This window comes from Cupriavidus sp. 10L43_2 (assembly GCF_056395265.1).
In genome coordinates, this window is record NZ_JBFTJE010000006.1 from 1 (window position 1) to 26501 (window position 26501).

26 protein-coding genes and 1 tRNA gene are annotated in these 26501 nt (G+C 64.0%); 8 read left to right on the plus strand and 19 right to left on the minus strand.

Going from position 1 to position 26501, the window contains the following annotated elements; all coding sequences use genetic code 11:
* From AC1DEL_RS10500 to AC1DEL_RS10540, 9 genes are all read right to left on the minus strand, one after another.
* On the minus strand, window positions 1–181 hold a 181-nt coding region (locus AC1DEL_RS10500; protein ID WP_477125724.1), incomplete at its 3' end, for a transposase.
* A 78-nt stretch (window positions 182–259) separates the two neighbouring features.
* Window positions 260–1270, minus strand: coding sequence for an inorganic phosphate transporter (locus tag AC1DEL_RS10505; protein ID WP_092289446.1), 1011 nt, complete (start codon window positions 1268–1270; stop codon window positions 260–262).
* Between the two features lie 13 nt (window positions 1271–1283).
* Window positions 1284–1910, minus strand: a complete 627-nt coding sequence (locus tag AC1DEL_RS10510) for a DUF47 domain-containing protein (RefSeq protein ID WP_092289447.1) — start codon at window positions 1908–1910, stop codon at window positions 1284–1286.
* A gap of 159 nt (window positions 1911–2069) precedes the next feature.
* The gene (locus tag AC1DEL_RS10515; RefSeq protein ID WP_092289449.1) at window positions 2070–3461 is read right to left on the minus strand and encodes a replicative DNA helicase; all 1392 of its coding nucleotides are present in this window, start codon (window positions 3459–3461) and stop codon (window positions 2070–2072) included.
* A 129-nt stretch (window positions 3462–3590) separates the two neighbouring features.
* Entirely contained in the window at window positions 3591–4043 is a 453-nt protein-coding gene (rplI, locus tag AC1DEL_RS10520) for a 50S ribosomal protein L9 (protein WP_092289451.1), read from the minus strand.
* A 30-nt stretch (window positions 4044–4073) separates the two neighbouring features.
* Window positions 4074–4352, minus strand: a complete 279-nt coding sequence (rpsR, locus tag AC1DEL_RS10525) for a 30S ribosomal protein S18 (protein WP_006163606.1) — start codon at window positions 4350–4352, stop codon at window positions 4074–4076.
* 3 nt (window positions 4353–4355) lie between these two features.
* The gene (gene priB, locus AC1DEL_RS10530; protein ID WP_092289453.1) at window positions 4356–4655 is read right to left on the minus strand and encodes a primosomal replication protein N; all 300 of its coding nucleotides are present in this window, start codon (window positions 4653–4655) and stop codon (window positions 4356–4358) included.
* A gap of 77 nt (window positions 4656–4732) precedes the next feature.
* Window positions 4733–5107, minus strand: a complete 375-nt coding sequence (gene rpsF, locus AC1DEL_RS10535; RefSeq protein WP_019448365.1) for a 30S ribosomal protein S6 — start codon at window positions 5105–5107, stop codon at window positions 4733–4735.
* 127 nt (window positions 5108–5234) lie between these two features.
* Complete coding sequence (locus AC1DEL_RS10540) at window positions 5235–6278, minus strand: asparaginase (protein WP_369823371.1); 1044 nt, start codon at window positions 6276–6278, stop codon at window positions 5235–5237.
* A gap of 191 nt (window positions 6279–6469) precedes the next feature.
* Here AC1DEL_RS10540 and lexA point away from each other — a divergent pair, with 191 nt between their 5' ends.
* Window positions 6470–7126 (plus strand): transcriptional repressor LexA, encoded by a 657-nt coding sequence (gene lexA, locus AC1DEL_RS10545; RefSeq protein WP_092289457.1) that lies wholly within the window; start codon window positions 6470–6472, stop codon window positions 7124–7126.
* Between the two features lie 120 nt (window positions 7127–7246).
* Window positions 7247–7420 (plus strand): hypothetical protein, encoded by a 174-nt coding sequence (locus tag AC1DEL_RS10550; RefSeq protein ID WP_177219820.1) that lies wholly within the window; start codon window positions 7247–7249, stop codon window positions 7418–7420.
* A 213-nt stretch (window positions 7421–7633) separates the two neighbouring features.
* On the opposite strand, the gene AC1DEL_RS10555 is transcribed toward AC1DEL_RS10550, so the two are convergent.
* Entirely contained in the window at window positions 7634–8371 is a 738-nt protein-coding gene (locus AC1DEL_RS10555) for a hypothetical protein (protein WP_477125725.1), read from the minus strand.
* Window positions 8372–8614: 243 nt separating this feature from the next.
* Here AC1DEL_RS10555 and AC1DEL_RS10560 point away from each other — a divergent pair, with 243 nt between their 5' ends.
* Entirely contained in the window at window positions 8615–9739 is a 1125-nt protein-coding gene (locus AC1DEL_RS10560; RefSeq protein WP_441593574.1) for a hypothetical protein, read from the plus strand.
* A 68-nt stretch (window positions 9740–9807) separates the two neighbouring features.
* Here the strand turns inward: AC1DEL_RS10560 and AC1DEL_RS10565 are convergent.
* The 6 genes from AC1DEL_RS10565 to AC1DEL_RS10590 all read right to left on the minus strand — a co-directional run bounded on the left by AC1DEL_RS10565 (window position 9808) and on the right by AC1DEL_RS10590 (window position 15897).
* Window positions 9808–9883 (minus strand) — tRNA-His (locus tag AC1DEL_RS10565).
* A gap of 135 nt (window positions 9884–10018) precedes the next feature.
* On the minus strand, window positions 10019–10282 hold the full coding sequence (locus AC1DEL_RS10570; RefSeq protein ID WP_369823365.1) for a hypothetical protein: 264 nt from the start codon (window positions 10280–10282) through the stop codon (window positions 10019–10021).
* 783 nt (window positions 10283–11065) lie between these two features.
* Window positions 11066–12070, minus strand: coding sequence for a tRNA dihydrouridine(20/20a) synthase DusA (dusA, locus tag AC1DEL_RS10575; protein WP_477109959.1), 1005 nt, complete (start codon window positions 12068–12070; stop codon window positions 11066–11068).
* Between the two features lie 385 nt (window positions 12071–12455).
* Window positions 12456–13016, minus strand: a complete 561-nt coding sequence (locus tag AC1DEL_RS10580) for an NADPH-dependent FMN reductase (protein WP_092289568.1) — start codon at window positions 13014–13016, stop codon at window positions 12456–12458.
* Between the two features lie 107 nt (window positions 13017–13123).
* The gene (locus AC1DEL_RS10585; RefSeq protein WP_477159064.1) at window positions 13124–14230 is read right to left on the minus strand and encodes an enoyl-CoA hydratase/isomerase family protein; all 1107 of its coding nucleotides are present in this window, start codon (window positions 14228–14230) and stop codon (window positions 13124–13126) included.
* A gap of 98 nt (window positions 14231–14328) precedes the next feature.
* Window positions 14329–15897, minus strand: coding sequence for a methyl-accepting chemotaxis protein (locus AC1DEL_RS10590; RefSeq protein ID WP_477125727.1), 1569 nt, complete (start codon window positions 15895–15897; stop codon window positions 14329–14331).
* A 218-nt stretch (window positions 15898–16115) separates the two neighbouring features.
* Between AC1DEL_RS10590 and AC1DEL_RS10595 the strand changes: the two genes are divergently transcribed.
* Complete coding sequence (locus tag AC1DEL_RS10595; protein WP_441593570.1) at window positions 16116–16973, plus strand: sterol desaturase family protein; 858 nt, start codon at window positions 16116–16118, stop codon at window positions 16971–16973.
* A 46-nt stretch (window positions 16974–17019) separates the two neighbouring features.
* Here the strand turns inward: AC1DEL_RS10595 and typA are convergent, their stop codons facing one another.
* Complete coding sequence (typA, locus tag AC1DEL_RS10600; protein ID WP_092289575.1) at window positions 17020–18840, minus strand: translational GTPase TypA; 1821 nt, start codon at window positions 18838–18840, stop codon at window positions 17020–17022.
* A 194-nt stretch (window positions 18841–19034) separates the two neighbouring features.
* Between typA and AC1DEL_RS10605 the strand changes: the two genes are divergently transcribed.
* The 4 genes from AC1DEL_RS10605 (at window position 19035) to AC1DEL_RS10620 (ending at window position 24105) form a co-directional block, all read left to right on the plus strand.
* Window positions 19035–19574, plus strand: coding sequence for a MarR family winged helix-turn-helix transcriptional regulator (locus tag AC1DEL_RS10605; RefSeq protein WP_092289577.1), 540 nt, complete (start codon window positions 19035–19037; stop codon window positions 19572–19574).
* 85 nt (window positions 19575–19659) lie between these two features.
* Window positions 19660–21141, plus strand: coding sequence for an AdeC/AdeK/OprM family multidrug efflux complex outer membrane factor (locus AC1DEL_RS10610; RefSeq protein ID WP_441593568.1), 1482 nt, complete (start codon window positions 19660–19662; stop codon window positions 21139–21141).
* Window positions 21142–21201: 60 nt separating this feature from the next.
* Window positions 21202–22467 (plus strand): EmrA/EmrK family multidrug efflux transporter periplasmic adaptor subunit, encoded by a 1266-nt coding sequence (locus AC1DEL_RS10615; RefSeq protein ID WP_477125728.1) that lies wholly within the window; start codon window positions 21202–21204, stop codon window positions 22465–22467.
* 36 nt (window positions 22468–22503) lie between these two features.
* On the plus strand, window positions 22504–24105 hold the full coding sequence (locus AC1DEL_RS10620; RefSeq protein WP_441593566.1) for a DHA2 family efflux MFS transporter permease subunit: 1602 nt from the start codon (window positions 22504–22506) through the stop codon (window positions 24103–24105).
* A 24-nt stretch (window positions 24106–24129) separates the two neighbouring features.
* Here AC1DEL_RS10620 and AC1DEL_RS10625 read toward each other — a convergent pair whose 3' ends face one another.
* Window positions 24130–25314 (minus strand): MFS transporter, encoded by a 1185-nt coding sequence (locus AC1DEL_RS10625; RefSeq protein WP_477125729.1) that lies wholly within the window; start codon window positions 25312–25314, stop codon window positions 24130–24132.
* 97 nt (window positions 25315–25411) lie between these two features.
* The gene (locus tag AC1DEL_RS10630; RefSeq protein WP_477125730.1) at window positions 25412–26377 is read right to left on the minus strand and encodes a putative Ig domain-containing protein; all 966 of its coding nucleotides are present in this window, start codon (window positions 26375–26377) and stop codon (window positions 25412–25414) included.
* Between the last annotated feature and the right edge of the window lie 124 nt (window positions 26378–26501).

The window sequence follows — 26501 nt, forward strand, 5'->3', positions numbered from 1 at the left end:
CGCTGTAGTGCGTGTACTTCCGTTTGATGCTCGCCGCGCCATGCAGGCGGTATCCCGCCACCCAGCGCCGTACTGTTCCGCTGTCTATTTCATGGCGTTTGGCGATCTCACCATAGCCTGCCTGACCGTCCAGGTAGCTCTGGATAACTRTCAGCCTGAACTGCTCCGAGTACCGATACATGAAAACACCCCAAAAGTTGGTGTCCAACTTTTGGGGTGCAGTTCAGATGCCTGGCTTTCTTGTTTCTGCACGATCCCGTCAGAGGATCTGCCGGCCAATCCACCATGCGATGGCGGCCATGAACGCCGACGCCGGAATGGTCAGCACCCACGCCCAGACGATGTTGCCCGCCACGCCCCAGCGCACGGCGGACATCTTCTGCGCCGAACCCACGCCAACGATGGCACCGGTAATCGTGTGCGTGGTCGACACTGGCACACCAAGCGCCGAGGCGATGAACAGCGTAATCGCCCCGCCCGTCTCAGCACAGAAACCGCCAACCGGCTTCAGCTTGGTGATCTTCTGGCCCATGGTGCGGACAATACGCCAGCCGCCGAACAGCGTGCCCATGCCGATGGCCACGTAGCAGCTCACGATCACCCAGGTCGGCGGGCCCGAGGCCCCCGTGGCGATATGGCCGCTCGCGATCAGCAGCATCCAGATAATGCCGATGGTCTTCTGCGCGTCATTGCCGCCGTGGCCGAGGCTATAGAGCGACGCCGACACCAGTTGCAGACGGCGGAACCAGCGGTCCACGCGCGACGGCGGCGTGCGGAAGAACGTCCAGCCCACCACCACCATCATTATCGATCCCAGCACGAAGCCGAGCAGCGGCGAAATCAGGATGAAGGCCACGGTCTTGATCAGGCCGTTACCAACCAGCGCGCCGGTGCCGGCCTTGGCCACCGCTGCGCCGACCAGTCCGCCGATCAGCGCGTGCGACGACGACGACGGAATCCCGTAGAACCACGTGATGACGTTCCACGCGATGGCGCCGACCAGCGCGCCGAAGATAACGTAGTGATCGACGATGTTGACGTCAATCGTGCCCGTGCCGACGGTGGCGGCCACCTTCAGGTGGAACACGAAGATCGCGACCACGTTGCACATGGCGGCCATCGCCACGGCATGGTGCGGCTTCAGCACACCCGTGGACACCACCGTGGCGATCGAGTTGGCCGCATCGTGGAAGCCGTTCATGAAGTCGAACAGCAACGCGAGCACGACCAGCAGGCCGATCACCCACAAGCTCATTTGAATGGTTTGCATGCGAGTGCGCGCCTCAGGCGTTTTCCAGGACGATGCCTTCGATGATGTTGGCCACGTCCTCGCACTTGTCGGTAATGGTCTCCAACTGCTCGTAAATCGCCTTCAACTTGATCAGGCGCTTCACGTCGGTCTCTTCCCGGAACAGCTTCGACATGGCCGAGCGCATCACGCGGTCTGCCTCGGACTCGAGCTGGTCGATCTGCTGTGCGGTCTTCAGGATCGTGCTGGCATTACCCATGTCTTCGAGCAGCCCCACGGCAATCTTCACCTGATCGCAGCACTGCACGCAGATGGTGGCCAGGCGGCGGGCTTCGTCCGTCAGGCTGGTCACGTCGTAGAGCGAGATCGTCTCGGCCACGTCTTCCATCAGGTCCAGGATGTCGTCCATGGTCGTGATGAGCTTGTGGATCTCGTCGCGGTCCAGCGGCGTGATGAAGGTCTTGTGCAGCAGGTCGATCGTGTCGTGCGTGATGCGGTCAGCCTTCTTCTCGGTGGCCTGCACGCGCCGGGCATGGGCTTCAGCGTTGGGCAGGTCGTTGACGAGGGCTTCCAGCTCGTGGGCGGCGGTCACCGCGCAATCGGCGTGCTGGTTGAAGTATTCGAAGAACTTGCCCTCGGTGGGCATGAATCGGCCGAACATGAAATGTCCTTGTGGCGCGCGCGCTGGCGCGTCAGGTTGTGTTGCAAAGGGGAGCCCGGCACACGCCGGCGCAGATTGCACGACAGCCGCGCTGGGCGGCTGTCATCAAAGCGCAATATTTTACAGGGTTACGGCCCGCTCAGGGGTTGCCGTGTGGGATCAGGTGTCGTTGTCAAAGAACGCCGGCCCACCGCTGAAGTTGTCGAACTTCGTGAATTGACCCAGGAACGTGAGCCGAACGGTGCCGATCGGGCCGTTACGCTGCTTACCGATGATGATTTCCGACGTCCCCTTGTCCTGCGAGTCCGGGTTGTAGACTTCGTCGCGATAAATGAACAGGATCACATCGGCATCCTGTTCGATGGCGCCCGATTCACGCAGATCGGACATCACAGGACGCTTGTTCGGACGCTGCTCCAGGCTTCGGTTCAGCTGCGACAGCGCGATCACCGGGCAGTTGAGTTCCTTGGCGAGGCCCTTCAGCGACCGGGAGATCTCCGAAATCTCGGTCGCGCGGTTCTCGCCGCTGCCCGAGCCGGACATCAGCTGGAGGTAATCGATGATGATCAGGCCAAGCTGCCCGCACTGGCGCGCGAGGCGGCGCGAACGCGCGCGCAGCTCCATCGGGTTCAGTGCTGGCGTTTCGTCGATAAACAATTGTGCGTCGTTCATGCGCTGGATGGCATGGGTTAGACGCGGCCAGTCCTCGTCCAGTAGGCGGCCGGTACGCAACCGGTGCTGGTCGAGCCGGCCCACCGAGCCCAACATACGCATGGCCAGCTGCACACCGGCCATTTCCATCGAGAACACAGCCACGGGCAGACCCTGCTCCACGGCCACATGTTCGCCGATGTTCAGCGAAAATGCCGTCTTACCCATCGACGGACGGCCTGCCACGATGATCAGGTCGCCGGCCTGCATGCCGCTGGTCATCTTGTCCAGGTCGATAAAGCCAGTGGGCACGCCGGTCACGTCGGTGGCGGAATCACGGTGATACAGCTCGTCGATCCGCTCCACCACCTGCGTCAGCAGCGGCTGGATTTCCTGGAAGCCCTTCTGCCCCCGCGAGCCCTCTTCGGCAATCGCAAAAACCTTGGATTCTGCTTCATCAAGCAGCTCACGGACCTCGCGGCCCTTCGGCGCAAAGGCGGCCGAGGCAATGTCGTCCGCCACGGTGACCAGCTTGCGCAGCACCGAGCGCTCGCGCACGATTTCCGCATAGCGGCGGATATTGGCCGCGCTCGGCGTGTTCTGCGCCAGGGAGTTCAGGTAGGCCAGCCCACCCACCTCCTCGGCCTTGCCGGCCACCTGGAGCATTTCATACACCGTGATCACGTCCGCCGGCTTGGTGGCGGAGATCAGGCGGGCAATGCTCTGGAAGATGAGGCGGTGATCGAAGCGGTAGAAGTCCGATTCGGAGAGGAAGTCGGCAATACGGTCCCAGGCGGCGTTATCCAGCAGCAGACCGCCGAGTACCGATTGCTCGGCCTCGATGGAGTGCGGGGGAACCTTGAGACTGTCTAGTTGGGGATCGGCGGCAGGCGCATTCATGGGGTGGGATTATAGCGGCGCCGGACCCGGCCCAAGGGCGCGGCGGCAATAAAAAAGGCAGGAGCGGAGCTCCTGCCTTCTTGTGCATCGGACGCACCGGCCGGGGCCGGCGCATCGATACGGTGCTGCTTAGACGTGCTCGCCCAGGACGGACACGGTCACGTCCACCACCACGTCGGTGTGCAGCGCAACGTTGACCGGGTGGTCGCCAACGATCTTCAGCGGGCCGTTCGGCAGACGCACTTGGGCCTTCTCGACCTTGAAGCCTTGGGTTTCCAGGGCTTCGGCGATGTCGGCGTTGGTCACCGAACCGAACAGTCGGCCGTCCACACCCGACTTCTGGGTGATCTGGACGGTCAGGCCGTTCAGCTTCTCGCCTTCGCCTTGAGCGGCGGCCAGCTTAGCGGCAGCGGCCTTTTCCAGCTCGGCGCGCTTCACTTCGAACTCGGCGATCGCGGTTTGCGTGGCGCGACGCGCCTTCTTCGACGGGATCAGGAAGTTACGAGCGTAACCGTCCTTCACGCGAACGATGTCGCCCAGGTTGCCCAGGTTGATGACTTTTTCCAGCAGAATGACTTGCATCGTGTATTTCTCCTTGCGGTCCTGGGACTATCAGTTCTTGTGCAGGTCGGTGTACGGCATCAGCGCCAGGAAGCGGGCGCGCTTGATGGCCGTATCCAGCTGACGCTGATAGTGAGCCTTGGTACCGGTCAGACGAGCCGGCGTGATCTTGCCGTTATCGCCGATGAAGTCCTTCAGGGTGTCCAGATCCTTGTAGTCGATCTGTTCCACGCCAGCCACGGTGAAGCGGCAGAAGCGCTTGCGCTTGAACAGCGGGTTCTGTTGCTGGAAGCGCTTCTTGTTCTTGTTGTCACGTTTGACGAATGCCATGATTCAATCCTTTACGAATGCTTTACATCCAGTGATGTGAAAGACGAGTGCCTTGCTGTTGCGGTGCCTGCGGGTGAGGAATCCTTCGCAGTCGAGCAGCGTGCCGAGCGGTAACCGCTCCAGACGCTGGCCGACGGGACCGATCCCCATCGCCGCGATGGCGAATTCCACCTGCCGGGGCGTTTCCGCCTCCATGACCTCGCCGGCATGCTGCAGGATGCAGTTGACGACGGGCACACCGGCCGGGGTGTAGCGCAGCGCATCGCGCTCCGCGAGGGTGGCGGTCAGCCTTAACTGGTTCACCGCTGTGCTCCCCCGCTCTCGCTACCTGGCCTGCCGTGGCGGATTTCGCCTGCCACGACCGGCACCGCAGACTGCATTCAGGCAGCCTGGCCTTCCGTGGTCGTTTGCGCGGCCTTGCGGGCTTCTTCGCGCTGCACTTCCTTCATCATCGGCGAAGGAGCGGTCTCGGCCTTCTTGGTCTGCACGATCAGGTGACGCAGCACGGCGTCATTGAACTTGAAGGCGTGCTCGAGTTCGGCCAGGGTTTCCTTGCCGCATTCGATGTTCAGGCAAACGTAGTGAGCCTTGGCCAGCTTCTGGATCATGTAGGCCATCTGACGGCGGCCCCAGTCTTCCACGCGGTGAACCTGGCCGTTTTGCGACGTGACGAGCTGCTTGTAACGCTCGATCATCGCCGGCACTTGTTCGCTTTGGTCCGGATGGACGATAAATACGATTTCGTAATGACGCATTGACGCTCCTTTTGGATGTAGCCACCCGGGCGCCATGTCCGGTGTAGCAAGGTTGAATAGCCCGCGAGTATAGCCCGGTTCCGGGCCAGCACGCAAGCCGGCATCCCGGCAGGACGCTGGGAATCTCTCAGTATTGTCGGAAAACAGCCTGCAGGCGAGCCGGATCGGTGCCAAGCGACGCATCCGCCGCCAGCGCCACCAGCAGCAGCACGCGCGCCTTGTACGGATTGAGATTGCCGGCGGAGGCGAATTCGCCCGAGGCCAGGCGCGGGCGTGCCGGCCCCGCCACATGGCCGGCGCCCGTGCGGGAGCTTCGCACCACGGCCACGCCTCGCGCAGCTGCATCGGCGAGCGCGTCGCCCAGCGTCTCATGAACCGAGCCATTGCCGGTGGCCGCCACCACGAACCCCTTTACGCCGGCCGAGACCATCGCATCCACGGCCACCCTGCCCGGCTGGGCATAGCTCGCCACGATTTCGACAAGTGGCCACGCCGTAGGCACGGGCAGCGCTGGCGCGTCGCCGGGGGCGAACGCGCGTCCAAAGCGCACGTAGGCATCCTGCACGAAACCAATTGGCCCGCCCGCCGGCGACGTGAACGCATTGACCGCCGAGGTATGGGCCTTGGCGACATCGCGGGCCGCATGAATTTCCTGGTTCAGGACCACGAGCACGCCCTGCCCGCGCGCATCCGGGCTTGCCGCCACGCGCACTGCGTCGAGCAAATTCAGCGGACCATCGGCCGAGAGCGACGTGGACGGGCGCATTGCCGCGGTCAGCACCACCGGCACCGCGCTCCGCTGCGTCAGGTGCAGGAACATCGCCGTTTCTTCAAGCGTGTCCGTGCCGTGGGTAATCACCACGCCCACCACATCGGGCTGCGCGACCCAATGCGCCACCCGTGCGGCAAGCGTCGCCCACAGGCTGAAGGCCATGTCCTTGCTGTCGATCTGGGCCACCTGCTCCGTCTCCACACGGGCCACCTCGCCCAGCGCAGGCACGGCCTGGATCAGCGACGAGACCGGCACGGTGGCCGCGCGGTACTGCGCACTGCTGGCGGGGCTGGCGGACGAGCCTGCGATGGTGCCGCCGGTGGCGAGCACGACGATGCGGGGCAATGACGTAGACATATAGCGAGAAAATCGAGCGAGTGAGCGGGTGGTGCAGGCGATTGTAACTGTGGCACGCCGAGGGCCGCCGCTCTCGCAAACCCGTGTCGCCGGGCGCACTGGAGTCCGCCTGGTGTCGCGCATGCCCCACATCGCCACTGCAAATTGTGCTTGCACTTCACTCGATACTGTATAAAATCACAGCATACTGTTTAAACATACAGTGCTTCGGCACCACGAGAGACCGGCGACCCATGGCGACCCTGACACCCCGGCAACAGCAGATCTTCGACCTGATCCGCAACACGATCCGGCACACCGGCATTCCGCCGACCCGTGCCGAGATCGCGTCCGAATTCGGTTTCTCCTCGCCCAACTCTGCCGAGGAACACCTGCGAGCGCTGGCCCGCAAGGGCGTGATCGAGCTGACGCCAGGCGCGTCGCGCGGCATCCGCCTCAAGGTGGCACGTAGCGATTCGGAGATGACGGACCAGTTCTCGCTGCCGATGGCCGGCGTGATGCAGCTAACGCTGCCGCTCGTGGGCCGCGTGGCCGCAGGCAGCCCGATCCTTGCCGCAGAGCACATCGACCGTCAGTACCAGGTAGACGCCTCGGTATTTGATGATCGACCTGATTACCTGCTGCGCGTGCGGGGCCTGAGCATGCGCGATGCCGGCATCCTCGACGGCGACCTGCTCGCCGTCAGGAAAGCCAGCGAAGCCGCCAACGGCAAGATCGTCGTCGCGCGGATCGGCGACGATGTGACCGTCAAACGCCTGAAGCGGCGCGGCGACATGATCGAGCTGATCGCCGAAAACCCGGATTTCGAGAATATCGTGGTGCAGGCCGGCCGCGAGGAATTTTCGCTGGAAGGCATCGCCGTCGGGCTAATCCGCTCCTCGGGCTTCTGACTTCCGAGACCGGACGGGCGGCCGCCTGTCCTGGTCCCCAGTTTCGCATTGCCAACGCCGCCCCGTTCTCTCCGGACGACGGGCGTGGACTCCTGCTGTCGCAAACTTCGAGGTGCCGCCATGCTGCCAGTCAATCACACCGCTTCCCGCCGCCCGGTCAAGCCCGTGCCGTTCCGCCAAACCAAGGGCGTGCGCGTCTACCAGGGCGCCCAGCGTCGTACGATGGTCGGCAGCATGGCTGCAATCTGCCGGATGCTGGAACTTGCGGATATGCCCGACAAACTGGACGCATGAACCGCTAGCGGCGGATCCGCGTCGCCCAAATCATTATAACTAGTGCAGTTGCGAGCCCACCACGTGAAATTAAGAGAACGTTTAATTCATCGTGAAAGGTGCTTTACACTCGATGGCGCGCATCCGTAGTACTGGCGCATTGGCGCCGATGCGCGAAACCGGAACTTGTCGACCCCGCCGAGTGCCGGTTTTTTTTCGCCCTCCCCGGCTGGATCAGGTACCAGGATACATGCCAGTCATGTTCTTGCGCAGACGGTCCCACAGCATACGCACGCCCCGCACGGTCCCGCTCAGACCCGCCGAGTAGCCAGGGTCGTAGTAGTGAATCAGCAACGACCGGCGCTCGCCAACTTCCACATCAAGGTTGGCATGCTGGAGCACAAAGCCGTTGAAGACATAGACGCTGCCCGGCTCCACCGGCACGCGGTTGCAGCGGCCACGGCGCAGATCCCGTAGCGTCAGCCATTTTCTGATGTGAAACGGCAGATTGCGCTGAATGCCATGACGAAGCTTGCAAAAAACATTGGCCACAGTGGATACCGCCAGCCGTGGCGGGTGATAAACCAGCAGATCACCGTTGCAAACGCCATCGGGGGCGAGCTTCAGCGGAATCAGCAGCGTCAGCAGATGCGAATCGTAGTGGCGGCAATGGCTCTCGTTGCGCGTAGACGTGCTGGCACAACGAATCACGTGGAACGCTTCCCAACGCAGCGACTTCTTCAGGAGCGTGGTGGCCATGGCCCGAGTCTCGGCGCACACCGTCTCCTCGAGCTTGCGGAAGGCTTCATTGCGACGTAGTAACTCAGCCATTGCGAATGGCTCGGCACGCTCGGGCTGTTCGCCGAAGGATCGATCGATAGCCGCGTTAATGGCAGCCAAGGTCGGCATCGGAATCACACTGGAAAATGCCGCCAGTGCTACATCAGGGTTGAATCGAATTCGCTCCGCCACGGCATGACCTCGCGCTTCGTATAGGTGATTTGCCTAGATGATATGGATTAGACCATTTGGCCCGCCGTGAAGCGTAGCGAAAATCATTCTCGAAAACTTGTCACTATGTGGGCTGTCGCACATGATCCGGGAACAAAGCCCAGTGCATCCACGCCCCCGACGGTTTTCCGGCACATGGGCCGATCAACGATTATTCTTTGGGTGAAGGATCGACGGACACTGGCTGACGATATAAGGGACGCAATGAGGACAAGCCTGGCGGCATGGCTCCTGGTCATCGCCGCACTGATTTCGGGGCCGGGGGTTGCTGCTGAGTTCGGTAGCAAGGGTGGCCCCGAGCCCGCCAATATCGATCAGATTACCGACCTACTTCGCGAAGAGCCCTACGACCTGGAGCTACTGATCAGCTTTGGGACATCGAAGGGCGGATCGGCTGGCCATATCGCCCTGGGCGTCCGTGACGACACGCTCGGCGACGACATTGTCTACTCGGCAAATTTCTACGCCGACCGCACGCCCAAGCACGAGAATGATTTTTACACCGCCAATCTGATGGCGGGCATCCCAAAGAAGGAATATCTGTTCAAGACGGCCTCCTCCATCGCGGAAACGACGATGTTTGGCCTCGACTATGGCGAGATCTACAAGCGGTCGGTGATCGGTGTGCGGGTCTACGGCGTGCCCACGCAGGAAAAACAGTCGCTGGTCGATTACTTCCGCCGCATCAACGACGATTACCATCGGCGGGCAACGGACACCGAATATCACAGCGGCACAATCCAATACGATTATTTGCGCCTGAACTGCGCCAAGACCATCGGCGCCGCCTTCAAGTACGGCGCCGGCTACAAAAATTTGACGATAAAGAGCCCCAAAGTCCTATCCGGGCGACGCGTGGTGGCCGCCGCGACCGCGAATATTCCCACGGAGATGGCGATGAAGCTGATCAAGGAATGGGGCAAGCGCGGATACGGTATGGACGTAGTGCTGTACAAGAAGTACGGCAGCTCCACCTATGTGGAACCTCGCGAAGAGGAGAAGGTGGCATTCAAGGACCTGCCCAACCGCTTCCCCTCCGTCCTGTCGCTCGATTTCCGCAGGGAGCAAGGGGCCTATCGCGACTTCGACAATCTCTACGCCATGTACCTGTTCTACAACCTGGGCCGGTTCAGCGTGCGCGTGAATGAGCAGACGCGGTTGCTGGAGGTCGAGAAGGACAAGGAGCCGATGCCCTATCGACAAGCCGCGGAACTGGCCAAGGCCAGCGCCGAATCGGACAGCGAAAAATTTCGTCGCCACGCCGAAGCGCCGGACAACACCCATCTCTACTATTTCTCGGAGGGGAATCAGGACGGGAGTGCTCGCTGAGCGGGTAGCAACGGCGCGCAGAAAAGCAAAACGGCCACTTGAGTAAGTGGCCGTTTTGTTAAGCAATTTGGGGTGGCTGATGGGACTCGAACCCACGACGACAGGAATCACAATCCTGGACTCTACCAACTGAGCTACAGCCACCGTAGAGGTTTTGCCAGCTTGCCGCTGGCGCTTCCGCTAACCGGCGTTGCCGTTCAACGAAAAACAAGATTCTACAAGGATCTTCAGAGGATGGCTAGTATTCCGCACAAAAAATTTCAACCGGCCTCGCCTGCCTTATCGACTGCCATGCCACTTCGCTTCGAGCAGCACCGCCTCCTTGATTGCGGCAACAGTCTCGGCCTCGCTCGGGAACAAGCCGAGCAGTCGCCGGGACTTGCCATTGAGCACATCGCGCTGCAATGCTTTACCCGCTTCCACCGAGGTGCCGGCGTGCCAGCAGTACCGCGCAGTCCATTTGCCGTCCTGCAGACGCTCGGCCACCCAGATCAGGCGGAAGTCCTCGAAGACCTCGCCAAATGGCTCTTCCCCATCCACCATGTGCTATCCCCCAAGGCTCGCTTCCGATCCGTCGCGCCGGCCCATGCTCGTGCACGCGCTGCGACGCCGACTACCGGCCAGCCCACTTGCTTTTCCCCCACCGAAACCCTGGTTGCACAGGATTCACAGGCCACATGCCGACTGCCACGGCATTGATGGCATCGTAACATGACGAAAACGCCGCTTACCTACTTTCAGAAATCCAGATGTCTATAGCGTGGGACATCGAACGCCGTTTCGCCAAGTCAAAATGTCTATCGGCTACCGCACGAAAAACGCGGCGGGCCCCACGAACGCAGGGTTCTGGCGCAATTGGTGCTGATAGATACTCTTTCGCGAGGGACATTGACCCCCCTCGACATTCCCGTCAGGCGGCCTTGGTAACCAAGAGTCGCCTGCTTTTTTTGGGGACGCGCAGAATGTGAGGACGAAAAAAAAGAGCCCGCCGTAGCGGACTCTTAAAATTAGCGATCTCAATGCCCTGAAGGCAGGATCAATGTAGTCGGCCCGGATCGTGAGCACTATTCGGGCAAACCCAAGGTACGGCGGACAAAAAAAGAGCCCGCACACGGCGGGCCCAATAATCAGTTGAAGAAAGCCCTGTATTCGAGGGCAAGCACAGTGTAAGAAGGTGCCCGCTAAGCGGCGAATTAGGGGAATCCCTTTGCTGGTGCGGGATTCGACGCCACCGACTGCCCAATACACCGCTGCACGCACCCGTCCGGGCACCCTGCATAGAACGATCGTTCGAAATTAGAGTTTTCCTTCGATTCCGGCGGGCGCTCAGGCTGCCTCAAGCAGGCCCGGACGCAGGTGGCTACGCGCTTCTTCGAAGAGCGCGTCCACGGCGATACGGCTACGCGCGGCGTGCATGCGACGTGCATCTGACAGCACACGCCGCCAACCCCGGCCACCGTGAATGCCCCGATGCAAGCCCAGCATGTGCCGCGTGACGGCGCCCATGTAACCGCCTTGCTCCACCAAAGCGCCGATGTAGTCCTGCATCGCCAACTCCACTTCCTGCCGCGCAGAAATAGGCGTGGTCGCGCCATAGAAGCGCGTATCCATTTCCGACAGGAAATACGGTTGGTGATACGCCTCGCGGCCAATCATGACGCCATCCACGTGTTGCAGATGCTCGGCGATCTCGTCGTAGGTCACGATGCCACCATTGATCAGAATCTCGAGTTTCGGAAACTCGCGTTTTAGCTGATAAGCGACCTCATAACGGAGCTGCGGGATTTCGCGATTTTCTTTTGGGCTCAGGCCCTTCAATATCGCGTTGCGCGCATGGACGATAAACGTCTCGCATCCCGCATCAGCGATCGTGCCAACAAAATCGCGGACAAAATCGTAATGCTCGATCGTGTCGATACCGATCCGGTGCTTGACCGTCACCGGAATGGACACCGCATCGCGCATCGCTTTCACGCAATCCGCCACCAGAGTCGGCTCCGCCATCAGGCAAGCGCCAAACGCGCCACGCTGCACGCGCTCCGACGGGCAGCCGCAGTTGAGGTTGATTTCCTTGTAACCCCATTGTTCGCCGAGTTTTGCCGCCTGGGCGAGGTCGGCAGGCTCGCTGCCGCCCAGTTGAAGCGCTACGGGCTGCTCGGCGGCGTCGAAATCCAGGTGGCGCGCCACATCGCCATGAAGAAGCGCGCCCGTCGTCACCATTTCGGTATAGAGCCAGGTGTCCCGGCTCAACGCGCGGTGAAACGTGCGGCAATGGCGATCAGTCCAATCCATCATCGGGGCCACCGAGATGCGGCGGGGATTTACGGTCATGCGGGTCGTGGGATAGCGGATGTAGCCTGGGACGAACCCGGCTATTGGGAGACCCGCAGTATACGTGAGCTGGGCGTGCGTTGCAGGGCGTGGTAAGGGATGCGCCGGCTGCACTCGGCGGGGTGCTGCGTCAAAGAAAACGGCGCCCGAAAGCGCCGTTTGGCTCTTGCTCGTGATGCGGGGGCATCAATGCATGAACAGCCAGATCAGAACCAGCACGAAGGCCGGGACGCCGAGTAGCCACGCGACGATGTACGGCATGGTTTTCCTCCTGAATATCTGTAGTGGGCTTGACTCCACTATAGAAACAGGCACCTGCCGGCGATGTCGGGGCCGCCCCGCTTCGCACTGTAGGACTGGGCTGACCCTGCCTTCCCCACCTGGATCAGCGAGCGGCGTTCTTGTCGATCCAACTGGCAAACGTCGTCAGGTACTTGCTCAGGAAGCCGCGTGTCGATTCGTTCGCAATCCCGCCCTGCGCGTCGAACAGCTTGTCTGCGCCGCTGATATAGGCTTCGGGCTGCTGCAAGACCGGGATATTGAGGAATACCAGCGACTGGCGCAGGTGGTGATTGGCGCCGAAGCCACCAATGGCACCCGGCGATGCGCTGATCACGCCGCCCGGCTTGCCGTCCCAGGCACTCTGCCCATAGGGGCGCGAGCCGACGTCGATGGCGTTCTTGAGGACGCCGGGCACCGAGCGGTTGTACTCGGGCGTGATGAACAGCACCGCATCTGCGCGGCGGATGCGGTCGCGGAACGCCACCCACTCGGCCGGTGGATTGTCGTCGTCGTCCTGGTTGTACATCTGCAGCTGCCGGATATCCACGATATCCAGTTTCAGCTGCGGCGGCGCCAGCGCTGCCAGCGCTTTGGCCAGCTTCAGGTTCAGGGATTCCTTGCGCAGGCTTCCCACCACTACGGCGACATCACGAGGATTGCTCATCACGGGTTCCTTTCACTGTTGACGGTTGAAGTACAACGGATTGCAACGGATGCAGCGAAAATCCGGGCGGGGCATGTTGCCCTGCCCGAGTTGTCTATCGATTCAGTCTATCGACCCAGACCGGCCAGCGGATGTTCCTCGCGCCGCCACGGGCTATCGAAGAATGATCGCACACGTGCCGTGGTCACGTCGTCAAGCCGCGCCGGCTGCCATTTGGGCTGATGGTCCTTGTCCACGGCGAGCGCGCGGATGCCTTCCACCTTCTCGCCAATGCGGAACACGTGGTACATCATGTCCAGTTCCATGCGCAGCTCGTCGTCCAGCGCCATCGACCGCGCACGGCGAATCTGCTCGAGCGTCACGCATAGCATCAGCGGCGAACGGCTGCGCAGCATCGCGGCGGTCTGGGCGGCCCAATCGCCTTCGGCATCGCTGATGGTGGCGAGGATGGCCGGCACCGTCACGCCCGCGAACGCGGTGTCGATCTGGTCCGACAGCCGCGCGAGGGTGCTGTCGGCCGGCTGGCAGGCCGCTGCGTGCTGGTCCGTGAACCTGGCGATATGTGCCAGCACCGACTCGGGGCTGCTGAACCGGGYCGCCTGCAGCGCCGCTACCATCTCGGCCAGCGCATTGGCGGGCAGGTAGGCATCCGCCAGACGCGCGTACAGCGCATCGGCGGCGTGGATGACCGTGCCGGTCAAGCCCAGGTATTCGCCCAGCCGGCCCGGCGTGCGGGCGAGGAACCAGCCGCCGCCCACGTCTGGGAACAGGCCGATATTGGTCTCGGGCATCGCCATCTTCGTGCGATCCGTGACGATGCGCAGGCGGGCACCTTGCGAAATGCCCATTCCACCGCCCATGACCACGCCGTCCATCAGCGCGATATAGGGCTTCGTGTAGCGGTGAATCAAGTGGTTGAGCGCGTATTCCTCGACGAAGAACTGGTCGAGCAGCGGGTCCTGCGCGTGCCATGCCTTGTGGAACCAGCGGATGTCTCCGCCAGCGCAGAACGCCTTGCCGCCTGCGCCCGCCACCACCACCGCGTGCACCGCCGGATCGGCCTCCCAGCGCGTCAGCGCGTCCGTGATCGCGCGAATCATCTCCAGCGACAGCGCGTTCAGCGCCTGCGGGCGGTTCAGCGTCAGATACGCCACCCCGCCACGCTCCTCGGTCGTCACTTCCACCACTGCCTGCGTCGATCCAAACTCCGTCATGTGTCTCTGCTCCTTTCTTGTTGCCAGCGATTTTACGCCAGCCACATGACGATGCCGGGCCACTTTGCGATTTTCAGAATCGTCTCAACGGACTCGGCTCAGGCCAGCCGGAAGGCGGCCATGAGACCCGTCAGCCGCTGGGCCTGGTCCTGGAGCGACGCCGCCGCGGCAGCCGCTTCCTCGACCAGCGCCGCGTTCTGCTGCGTCATGCCGTCCATATGGGACACCGCCACGTTCACCTGTTCGATGCCGCGCGACTGCTCGTCCGATGCCGCGCTGATGCCGCCGATGATGTCGCTCACGCGTCGTACTTCGTCCACGATGTCCTGCATCGCCCTGCCCGCCCCGTCCACGAGGGAGGTGCCCTCGCGCACGCTGGACACCGACGCGCCGATCAGCCCCCGGATCTCCTTAGACGCCGCCGCGCAGCGTTGAGACAAATCTCGAACATCGCCCGCTACGACGGCAAAGCCGCGCCCGTGCTCCCCCGCCCGGGCGGCTTCCACGGCGGCATTGAGCGCCAGGATGTTGGTCTGGAACGCGATTTTCTCGATCACCTCGATGATGTCGACGATCTTGTTGGCGCCGGCGTCGATGGCGCGCATGGTGTCCACCACGCGCGAAACCGCCGCGCTGCCGCGCTCGGCAAGCGTCTGGGCGTTAGTCGCCAGCGAGGTGGCGTCGCGCGCGCTATCGGCGTTGTGGCGTACGGTGCTGGTCAGCTGCTCCATGCTCGATGCGGTCTCCTCCAGCGACGCGGCCTGCTGCTCGGTGCGCTGCGACAGGTTGGCGTTGCCGCTGGCGATCTGCGCGCTGGCGGCGGCGATCGAGTCGGCGCCGCCGCGCACCTCGCCCACCATCTCGCGCAACCGCGCCTGCATGCGGCCGAGCATCCCCAGCATGCGACTCGTCTCATTCCTGGCGTGCTCGTCGACCATTACGCCGGCGTCCTCCCGATGCGCGGTGCCGAGATCCCCGTCGGCAATGCGGGCGAAGCGGGCGATGGCCACGTCGAGCGGCCGGACAATGGAGACCCGCAGGCGCCAGGCCACCACGGTGCTGAACACCAGACCCACGGCCAGCACGACGAGCGAGAGCGTCAGCAGCCGACCGTAACGATCTTGAGAACTTTCGTACACGGCCTTGGCGCTCGCCACCTGTAGACGGGCCAGTTCCGTGTTGACGGCCGTGAACTGGATGTCGAGCTTGGGAATCGTGTCCATGACCGCCGTCATCATCGCGTCGCGGTTACCGGCATGGAGCGCGGCAATCATTGGCGCCACGCCCTGCGTGAACAGCGCCTGGCGACGGGCCGACACGGCCTCGGTGGCGCGCGTCTGCTCCTCATTGCGAGGAATCTCAAGATACGATTTCCAGGCCGCGTCCGACTGGCGCGCGAAGTCCTGTGCCGTGGCCGCGCGCGCCTTGGCGTCGGCCGGTTCGGTGGCGAATGCGGCCTGGTCCAGCAGCACGCGCACCAGCAACTGGTTGGACCGCGCTTCGGCCAGATACGTCGCAGCGGCAAGCTGCTGCTGATAGACCTGGCGCGTGGCGTCGTTGCTGCGCGACATGCCCAGCCAACCGACGCCGCCGACAATCAGCAGCAACAAATTCGTGACAATCGTGAGGAGCCACAGCCTGGCTCCGATCGTAGTGTTGCGAAACATGGGGGCGACTCTCCGTAACGTGAAAAGCGGCCACTCCTCCTCGGCCGCACACGCAATGACGGCGCGCCCGCACGAACCTTGATGCATCGCGAGGGATAGTCTGTGTTGCAGATTTGTGATGATGTGCGATAGACGACGCGCGCGCGCACGATCGAGCACATGGTGCGTATGGAGGAAGCCCTCCACGCAAAAACCTTGAGAATGTGCACACTTGCGCCATGCACGTCACGCCCCCGCAATCCGCCGGCTTCGATCCCGGCCTGATCCTGATGGCCTTCGCGCCGGTCTTCCTGCTGACTATCGGCTGGGAGGCCTGGTACTGGGCCCGCCGCGACCCCGCCGTCTATAGCTGGCGGGACACGCTATCCAACGCCAGCCTCGCGCTGATGCATCAGGCGTCGGACGCCTTCTTCCTCTGGCTGCTGATCCGCACGGTCTACACGTGGTGCTACGCGCACGGTCTGCGCGCGGTGCCGGAGACCTGGTGGTCGTTCGCGCTGCTGCTGTTACTACAGGATTTTCTTTATTACTGGTTCCACCGGGCCAGCCATCGGGTGCGCTGGCTGTGGGCGTCGCACGTGGCGCACCACTCATCGGAAGGCATGAATTTCTCGACGGCGTTCCGGCAGAGCCTGACCTATCCGATCTCGGGCATGTGGCTGTTCTGGATTCCGCTCGCGTTCATCGGATTTACGCCAGATTGGGTGATCCTGGCCGTCGGCCTGAACCTCGCGTTCCAGTTCTTCGTCCATACGCGGCTGGGCCGGCGCTGGCCGCTCGTTGAGATGGTTCTCAATACGCCGTCGGTACATCGGGTCCACCATGCAAAGAATCCGCAGTACATCGACCGTAACTACGCGGGCGTGCTGACCCTCTGGGATCGCCTGTTCGGCAGCTTCGTGCCCGAGGAGGCCGCGCCCGAATACGGCATCACGCGGCAGATACGCACGCACAACCCGCTGACACTCACCTTCCACGAATGGCGTGACATGTTCCGCGACGCCTGGCACGCCCGAGACCCGCGCTACTTCTGGAAGCCGCCCGAGTGGCGCAGCCCCAAACACGTTGAACCATGAAAAAACCGCGCTCGAGGGCGCGGTTTTTTCACGGGGCAAACCGGTGTTACACGGTGTCGCGCGAAGCACGCTTACGCTCGTGCTCCTTCAGGTGGCGCTTGCGCAGACGAATGCTCTTGGGGGTGATTTCCACGAGTTCGTCATCGGCGATGAATTCCACCGCGTATTCAAGCGACATCTGGATCGGCGGCACCAGGCGCACGGCTTCGTCAGTACCCGAGGCGCGCACGTTGGTCAGTTGCTTGCCCTTGATCGGGTTCACGACGAGGTCGTTGTCCCGGCTATGGATGCCGATGATCATGCCTTCGTACAGCGCATCGCCCGGCTTCACGAACATGCGGCCGCGATCCTGCAGCTTCCACAGTGCGTACGCCACGGCGTCGCCGTCGTCCTGCGAGATCAGCACGCCATTGTGACGCTCGCCCAGGCCGCCTTCGCGCACCGGTGCATAGTCGTCGAAAATGTGGCTGATCAGGCCCGTGCCGCGCGTCAGCGTCAGGAACTCGCCCTGGAAGCCGATCAGGCCACGCGCCGGAATACGGTACTCCAGGCGGGTACGGCCCTTGCCGTCCGATGCCATGTCGAGCAGTTCGCCCTTGCGGCGGCCCAGCTCTTCCATGACGCTGCCCTGGTGGCCGTCTTCCACATCCACGGTCAGCAGTTCGTACGGCTCATGCTTCACGCCATCGATTTCCTTGAACACCACGCGCGGGCGCGACACGGCCAGCTCGTAGCCTTCGCGGCGCATGTTTTCCAGCAGAATGGTCAAGTGCAGTTCGCCACGGCCCGACACTTCGAAAATCGTGTCGTCGCCGGTCTCGGCCACGCGCAGGGCCACGTTCGACTTCAGTTCGCGGTCCAGGCGTTCGCGCAGCTGGCGGCTGGTCACGAACTTGCCTTCACGGCCGGCCAGCGGCGACGTGTTCACGCAGAAGTTCATGGTCAGGGTGGGCTCGTCCACCTTCAGCATCGGCAGGGCGTCCTGGGCGTCCGGCGCGCACACGGTGCAGCCGATACCCAGTTCCTCAATACCGTTGATCAGCACGATGTCGCCGGCTTCCGCCTCGGGCACGATTTCGCGCTCCAGGCCACGGAACTTCAGCACCTGGTTGATACGACCCTTGATCGGGTTGCCTTCCGGGCCGAACTTGACCACCACGTCCTGCAGCGACTTGGCGCGGCCACGCGAAATGCGGCCCACGCCGATCTTGCCGACGTAGCTCGAGTAGTCGAGCGAGATGATCTGCATCTGCAGCGGACCGTCCGGGTCGTCGTTACGAACCGGCACCTTGGTCAGCACGGTCTCGAACAGCGGCTTCATGTCACCATCGCGCACGTCTTCGGTCAGACCGGCATAGCCGTTCAGCCCCGAGGCGAAGATCACCGGGAAGTCSAGCTGCTCGTCGTTGGCGCCGAGCTTGTCGAACAGGTCGAAGGTCTGGTTGATCACCCAGTCAGGGCGTGCGCCCGGACGGTCGATCTTGTTGATCACGACGATCGGCTTCAGGCCGAGCGCGAGTGCCTTGCGCGTCACGAAACGCGTTTGCGGCATCGGGCCTTCCACGGCATCGACGAGCAGCAGCACGCCGTCGACCATCGACAGCACGCGCTCCACTTCACCGCCGAAGTCGGCGTGGCCCGGGGTGTCCACGATGTTGATGTGSGTGCCGTTGTACTCSACGGCACAGTTCTTCGCGAGGATCGTGATCCCGCGTTCCTTTTCCAGGTCGTTCGAGTCCATCACGCGTTCAACCATTTGCTGGTTTTCACGGAAGGTACCTGCCTGGCGCAGGAGCTGGTCGACCAGGGTGGTCTTGCCATGATCGACGTGGGCGATGATGGCGATGTTACGGATGGCGCGGGTCATTGCGGCGTCCCCTTGACGCGGAGCGTTCGAAAAATTAACCCGATATTCTAGCATGCTGCGGCGCAAAACGCTCTGCTGCGGATCGACCTTCTATGTTAGGCGTCGTTGCGGTTTCTGCAATGACGAATTTCCGTTCTTGCGGATCGTGCGTCACATGCATATATTTGTCACAGCAAAGATTGCGGCGACAAACAATGAGTGAATCTAACACCACTTTTACGACCACTTCCGGCGCAGGGCCTGCCGAGCCGGATCTTTTCGATCCGGCCGTCTACGAGCTTGGCTCCAGCGTTGGTTACCTGCTGGCCCGGGCCAAGAACCTGCTAACGCTCGGCATCGAGCAGGAAGTGAATGGCCTGGACATCACGCACGCCCAGGCGAGCTGCCTGATCATGTTGTCGATGGGTGGCGCCAGTACCGTCACCGACATCGGCCGCAGCCTGAACACCGATGCCGGATCGATCACCCGCATGTTGAGCCGGCTTGAGAAACGGGGACTTATCGTGCGCACGCGCCGCGACGACGATCGCCGCGTGGTGGACCTGTCGCTGACGCCCGAGGGCACGGCCATCGCCGCCCAACTGCCTGCCGTCTACTGCAACGTGATGCGGCGCCATTTCGTCGGCTTCAGCCAGGCGGAAATCGACGTACTGCGCGGCATGCTGCATCGGGTCATCGACAACGGTGGCGGGCAGGCCGTCGGCACCTGCTGGACTGAGCGCGATGGCGGCTAGCGCACCCCTGCCCCGCCCTTTGCACGTTTTCTCATCACCCGGCGCCACCATCCTAGCGACAGGCTAAATAAGAAGTCAGATCGATATGCAACCCGTTATCTCCTCCGCATCGCGCCGTCTGGGCGCCCTGGCCCTCACGGTCATGGCCGCGGCCGTGCTGGCCGGCTGCGCGGCGTTGGGTGACTCGCACAGCACCCAAAACCTGGCCGAGCCGCAGGCGCTGGCGTCGCCGCAGACCTTTACCAACGATCACGGCCAGTGGCCGTCGCAGGACTGGGTCGACCAGTTCCACGATGCGCAACTCCGCGCGCTGGCCGACGAGGCCGTCAAGGACAATCCGAGCCTGCAGGCCGCGATTGGCCGCGTGGCGGCATCGCGTGCACTGGCCGAAGCCACGCGCGGCGCGCTGTATCCGAGCGTGGACTTCGAAGGCAGCATCGTGCGCCAGCGGTTCTCCGAAACCGACCTGTTCGAAGGCACGCCGCTGGCCGGCTCCTGGCAGAACCAGTCGCGGCTGCAGATGGGCCTGTCGTGGGACCTCGACTTCTGGGGCAAGAACCGCGATGCGCTGGAAGCTGCGCTCTCCGACGACCGCGCCATGGAGGCCGAGAGTCAGGCCGCGCGCCTGATCCTGACCACCTCCATCGCCCGCAACTACAACCGGCTGGCCGCGCTGTATGCGCAGCGCGATGTGGCCGAGCGCGCCATCGCCCAGCGTCGCGACCTGACCGACCTCTCGCGCCAGCGTCTGGCCGCCGGGCTCGATACCCAGGTCGAGACCACGCAGGCACGCGGCACCGTGGCCGCCGCGCAGACCGACCTCCAACGCGTGGAAGAGGAAATCGCCCTCGCCCGCAACCAGATCGCCGCGCTGCTGGGCAAGGGCCCGGATCGCGGCCTGCAGATCGCCCGCCCCACCCTGCTCGCCAACGCCACGCCGCTGCTGCCCGATGACCTGACCATCGGCCTCATCGGCCGTCGCCCGGATGTGGTGGCGGCGCGCTGGCGCGTGGAGGCGGCGTCGAAGGACATCAGCGTGGCAAAGAAGGAGTTCCTGCCCGACGTGACGCTGACCGCGTTCGCCGGCGTGGCCTCGCTCGATCCGTCGAACCTGCTGATGGGCATCAGCCGCACCTTCGGCATCGGTCCTTCGGTGCGGCTGCCGGTATTCGAAGGCGGCCGGCTGCGCGCCAACCTCAAGGGCAAGAACGCGCAATACGACATCGCCGTGGCGAACTACAACCAGACGCTGGTCGACGCGCTGCGCGAAACCGCCGACACCGTGACCAGCATTCGCAGCGTGGACACCCAGATCAAGACCCAGCGCGAGGCGCTGGACCTGGCCGAGCACGCCTACGCGCTGGCCACCACGCGCTACAAGGCCGGTCTCGGCACGCAGCTGACCGTGCTCAACGCCGAGAGCAATGTGCTCCAGCAGCGCCGGCTGGCCACCGACCTCCAGGCGCGGCGGCTCGATTTGCAGATGGGGCTGATGAAGGCCCTAGGCGGCGGCTACCAGGGCGAGACGCCGGATACCGCGCAAGCGCCGCACGCCGCCCAAGGCTGACCGGGCGCTCGCCCGCCGACACCAGACAATCCGTCAAAGACTACGCAAAAGACAGACATCATGAGCAACACTCCGCGATCTGCCGCGCCGCAAACCCCGACCCCCGCCGCCGACAACAATGGCAAGCGCCGCCGCCTGCTGGTGGCGCTGACCGCCGCCGTCGTTGTGGCCGGGCTTGGCTATGGCCTGTACTGGGGCGTCTACGCGCGCCATTTCGAGAATACCGACGATGCCTACGTCGCCGGCAATGTGGTGCAGGTGACGCCGCTGGTGGGTGGCACGGTGATCTCCATCACTGCCGACGACACGCAGCTCGTTACCGCCGGCCAGCCGCTGATCCAGCTCGACCGCGCCGACTCCCAGGTGGCCATGGAACAGGCCGAGGCCCAGCTCGCCCAGGCCGTGCGCGAGGTGCGCACGCTCTACGTGAACAACGGCTCGCTGTCCGCCAACGTGGCGATGCGCCAGGCCGACGTAGCCAAGGCGCGCGACGACCTGCGCCGCCGCCAGGCCATCGCCGGCTCGGGTGCCGTGTCGAACGAAGAAATTTCTCATGCGCAGACCGGCCTGAAGGCCGCCGAATCGGCGCTGCTGGCCGCGCAGGAGCAACTCGCTTCGAACAAGGTGCTGACCGACCAGACTACGGTTGAGAAACATCCCAATGTGCAGCGCGCTGCCGCGAACCTGCGTTCGGCCTACCTCGCCTTCGCCCGCTCGACGATGCCCGCGCCGGTCACCGGCTACGTGGCCAAGCGCTCGGTCCAGGTGGGCCAGCGCGTGAGCCCCGGCACGCCGCTGATGGCCGTGGTGCCGCTAGACCAAGTGTGGGTGGATGCCAACTTCAAGGAAGTGCAGATCACGCATATGCGGATCGGCCAGCCGGTGGAGCTGGAGGCCGATGTCTATGGCTCGAAGGTCAAGTACACGGGTCACGTGGCGGGCTTCTCGGCCGGCACGGGCTCCGCGTTCTCGCTGCTGCCGGCACAGAACGCCACGGGCAACTGGATCAAGGTGGTGCAGCGCCTGCCGGTGCGTATCGCGCTGGACCCGCAGCAGTTGAAGGACCATCCGCTGCGCGTGGGCCTGTCGATGAACGTCACCGTCGACGTGCGCAAGGAAGAAGGCGGCGCGATGCTCAGCGCCTCCGCCGCCAAGCCGCTCCAGACCGATGTCTACGACAAGGTGGCGCAGGACGCCGACGAACTGATCGCCAAGATCATCTCGCTGAACAACGGCGGCCGCACCTCGGCCGCGCCGCAGGGGGCACCGGCCGTGACCGGCAAGGCGGGCGCCGCGGCTCCCGTGGCCAAGCCGGCCAATACGTAATTGTCTGACTCCCTGATTCCGCACGGCTGACCGCTCATGGCTAATTCCACCACCGCCACGCCGGGCGCGGGCGCTTCGCCGGCACCGGCCAAGGCGCCCTCCGCCACGCCACCGCCGCTGACCGGCGGCAAGCTCGTGATCGGCACGATCGCGCTGTCGCTGGCCACGTTCATGAACGTGCTCGACTCGTCGATTGCCAATGTGTCGATTCCGGCCATCTCGGGCGATCTCGGCGTCTCGCCCAACCAGGGCACCTGGGTCATCACCTCGTTCGCGGTGGCCAACGCCATCTCGGTGCCGCTGACCGGCTGGCTGACCACGCGCTTCGGCGCGGTGCGGCTGTTCGTGCTGTCGATCCTGCTGTTCGTGGTCTCGTCGTGGCTATGCGGCGTGGCGCCGAACCTTGAGACGCTGCTGGCCGCCCGGATCCTCCAGGGTGCTGTGGCCGGGCCGATGATCCCGCTCTCCCAGTCGCTGCTGCTGGCCAGCTATCCACCAGCCAAGAGTTCGATGGCGCTGGCGCTGTGGGGCATGACCACGCTGGTCGCGCCGATCATGGGGCCGCTGCTGGGCGGCTGGATCTCGGACAACATGACCTGGCCGTGGATCTTCTATATCAATATCCCGGTTGGTCTGGGTGCCGCCTACGCCACCTGGGCGATCTATCGCGAGCGGGAAACGCCCACCAAGACGCTGCCGATCGACCGCATCGGGCTGGCGCTGCTGGTGATCTGGGTCGGCTCGATGCAGCTGATGCTCGACAAGGGCAAGGAACTCGACTGGTTCCATTCCAACGTGATCGTGGCGCTGACCGTGATTGCCGTGGTGGGCTTCCTGTTCTTTCTGATCTGGGAAAACTACGAGAAACATCCGGTGGTGGACATCCACCTGTTCAAGGGGCGCAACTTCGCCGCCGGCGTGGTGGCGATCTCGGTCGCGTACGGGCTGTTCTTCGGCAACCTGGTGATCCTGCCGCTGTGGCTGCAGACCATCGTCGGCTACACCGCCACGGACGCGGGCATCGTCATGGCGCCGGTGGGCATTTTCGCGATCATCCTGTCGCCGATCATCGGGCGCATCCTGCCCAAGGTGGACGCGCGCTGGGTGGCGACGGGCGCGTTCATCACGTTCGGCATCGTCAGTTTCATGCGGGCCGGCTTCACCACCGGGGTGGATACGCGCACGCTGATGATTCCCACGCTGATCCAGGGCGCGGCGATGGCGCTGTTCTTCATTCCGCTGACGTCGATCATCCTGTCCGGCCAGCCGCCTGAGAAAATTCCGGCGGCCTCCGGCTTGTCGAACTTCGTGCGGATTACGTTCGGGGCAATCGGGGCGTCGATCTCGACCACGATCTGGGAAAACCGCTCGGCGCTCCATCACGCGCAACTGGTGGAGCAGATCAACCCCTACAGCGCCACCTACACCGAGCAGTTGAACCATCTGATGCAGATGGGTATGACGCAGACGCAGGCCATCGGACTGATGGAGCGGAACATCTCGCTCCAGGCGTCGATGCTGGGCGCCAACGACATCTTCTGGATCTCGGGCGTGCTGTTCTTCGTGCTGATCGGCTTTGTCTGGCTGACCAAGCGCAGCCAGGGCGGCGGCGGCGCCGAGGCGGCCGGCGCGCACTGAGCGCGTCACAAAGCGCACCCGCCGCTATCGCCGCTCCGGCGGCGACGCGGCGCCAACGGGCGGCACCATCCGCGTGCCGCCCTGCCAGGCAAACGCGGCCAGCAACACGGCGGCGCAGCCCCAGGCGAACACCGGCAGCCAGGGCAACCAGCCCGCCAGCGGCGCGGCGGCACCGGCGGCCAGCATGGCGATGCGCGCCAACGCCGCCAGCGCCGCGAGCGAGAACACCAGCCCGACGAAGCGCCCTTCCCGCCCCACATGGCCGGCATCGGTCGCCGCATTGACCACCGTGCCGAAGACCATCGCCCACAACACGCCCGCAACGCCCTGCGCGAGCAACACGCCGGGGAGCGTGGAGGCCGTGGCGAAACCGACCAGCGTGAGCGCCCCCAGCAGCGCTGAAGCCAGCAGCAGCACGGCGGCCGGCACGCGCTTCAGCAAAGGCGCCTGCGGCAGCAACACCCCAAGGACGAAGCCCACCCAGAAGGCCGGCATGTAGCGCACCAGCTCTGTGGCGGGCGCGAAGCGGAGATAGGCGGGACCGGAATTGATCGCGATGTGGATCTGGAAGCCGAACGCCAGCAGCCACGTGGCGGCGAAGAACAGCCAGAGCGCCGGCATCGGCGCGGGCGGGGCGCGGCGTGGCGGGGGAGCTTCGCGCGGCGGCAACTCGATCCAGCGCAGTGCGACCACTGCCACCACGAGGCCGGCGCTCGCCAGCACGAACGGCACTACGGGCGACGACTGGCGCAGCGCCGCCGTCAGCATCGGGGCCAGCGCCCCGGCCAGCCCGATGCCCAGTATCGACCATGCAATCAGAAGCGGCGTGGCGGAGCGTTCAAGACGACGCGCGATGATGACCGTCGGCGGTGCACGCAGCACGGACGAGGTGACGGCCCAGAGCGCGGTCAGGCCCACCAGCAGCGCCGGCGACGTGGCGGCCGGCAGCAGCACGAAAGCGACGCCGGAGACGACCGAAATCGCCAGGATCCAGACGCCCAGACGGTGCATGGCGTTGGCCATGCGGTCGGCGGCGATGCCCATGGCACTGTCGGCGATGACGAAGATCGCCTGATCCATCAACAAGATCCACGCGACCTGCGCCTTGCCAATGCCGACCTGCGCGGCGAGTTGCGGCAGGAAGGCCGCGTAGAGCGTCCACGTCACGGCCAGCAGGCACTGCACCGCGCAAAAAATCAGGCAACGCATGGCTCCCACCGCTGATTCGTGGCTGGTGGGTCAAGGATAGGTCATGGGAGCCTCGGCCCGGGGCCGCTCGGTCAGGGGCCGGGGGCGTAGCCGAAGCCTAGCTGCCTCGCGCCACAATCGAGATCTGCACCTGCCCCTGCGTGTTGCCTCCAGCATTGCGGGCCGTGACCGTGTAGACCGCCTGCGACTGCACGACCGCTGGCGTGCCGGAGATCACGCCGGTTTGCGTGTTCATGCTCAGGCCCACCGGCAAGGGCGGGCTGACCGTATAGGCGATGACCGCGCCGCCAGTCACCACAGGGGTATTGGGTACGATGGCTTCCGCCACGACGTAGCGGGCCGTGGGCGTGCTGAACGCCAGGCTGGCCGGTGCCACGACGCCCGCCTGCACGGCGATACGCAGCGTGGCGGTGGTCTCGCCCGCCCCGTTGTTGCCCGTGACGGTATAGCTCGACTCGGCCGACACGACGGTCGGCGTGCCAGTGATGGCGCCCGTCTGGGTATTGAATGCCATCCCGGCCGGCAGTGCGGGCGCGATGCGGAATGTGGAAATGGGGCCGCCGGCGCTGGTGGCCGTATTGGCCGTGATGGCTGTGCCGACGGTGTAGATGACGGCCGACTCCCGGTAAGTCAGCCCCGAAGGCGCCGCCCCGGTATTGCGCACCTCGATTTGCACCCGGGCGGTAGCGCTGCCGCCGGCGTTCTCGGCGGTCACTACGTATACAGTGGCGGCGCTGACCGAGGCGGGCGTACCGGCAATCACCCCACTGGCCGCGTCGATCGTCAGCCCGGCCGGCAAGGCCGGTGCCACGGAATAGCGCGTCACAGGGTCGCCACTGACGCTGGGTCGATTCGGCACGATGGGCTGGCCGGCTACGTAGATCGCCGATGTCATGGCGTAGCTCAGCCCCGCCGGTGCCTGGACTTTCCCGTCGTCTTCATCGGTGACACATCCCGACAGCAACGCCACACCACACAGAAAGAGAATCGCCAGCCACGACCGGGCCGACGACAGACCAGCATGCGGCGCGCGCAGCGCGGCACCGAAGGATCGGAAAGACATCGTCAGCCCCGTAAGTGGTTGTTTTTATTGCGGCCCTGCCCGCTGGCCGCGCCGATGCCTATGGCATCACGCGTGAATATACAACACGTCCGTCGGGGACTGGCTGGCCGCTGCCCGGCCAGAT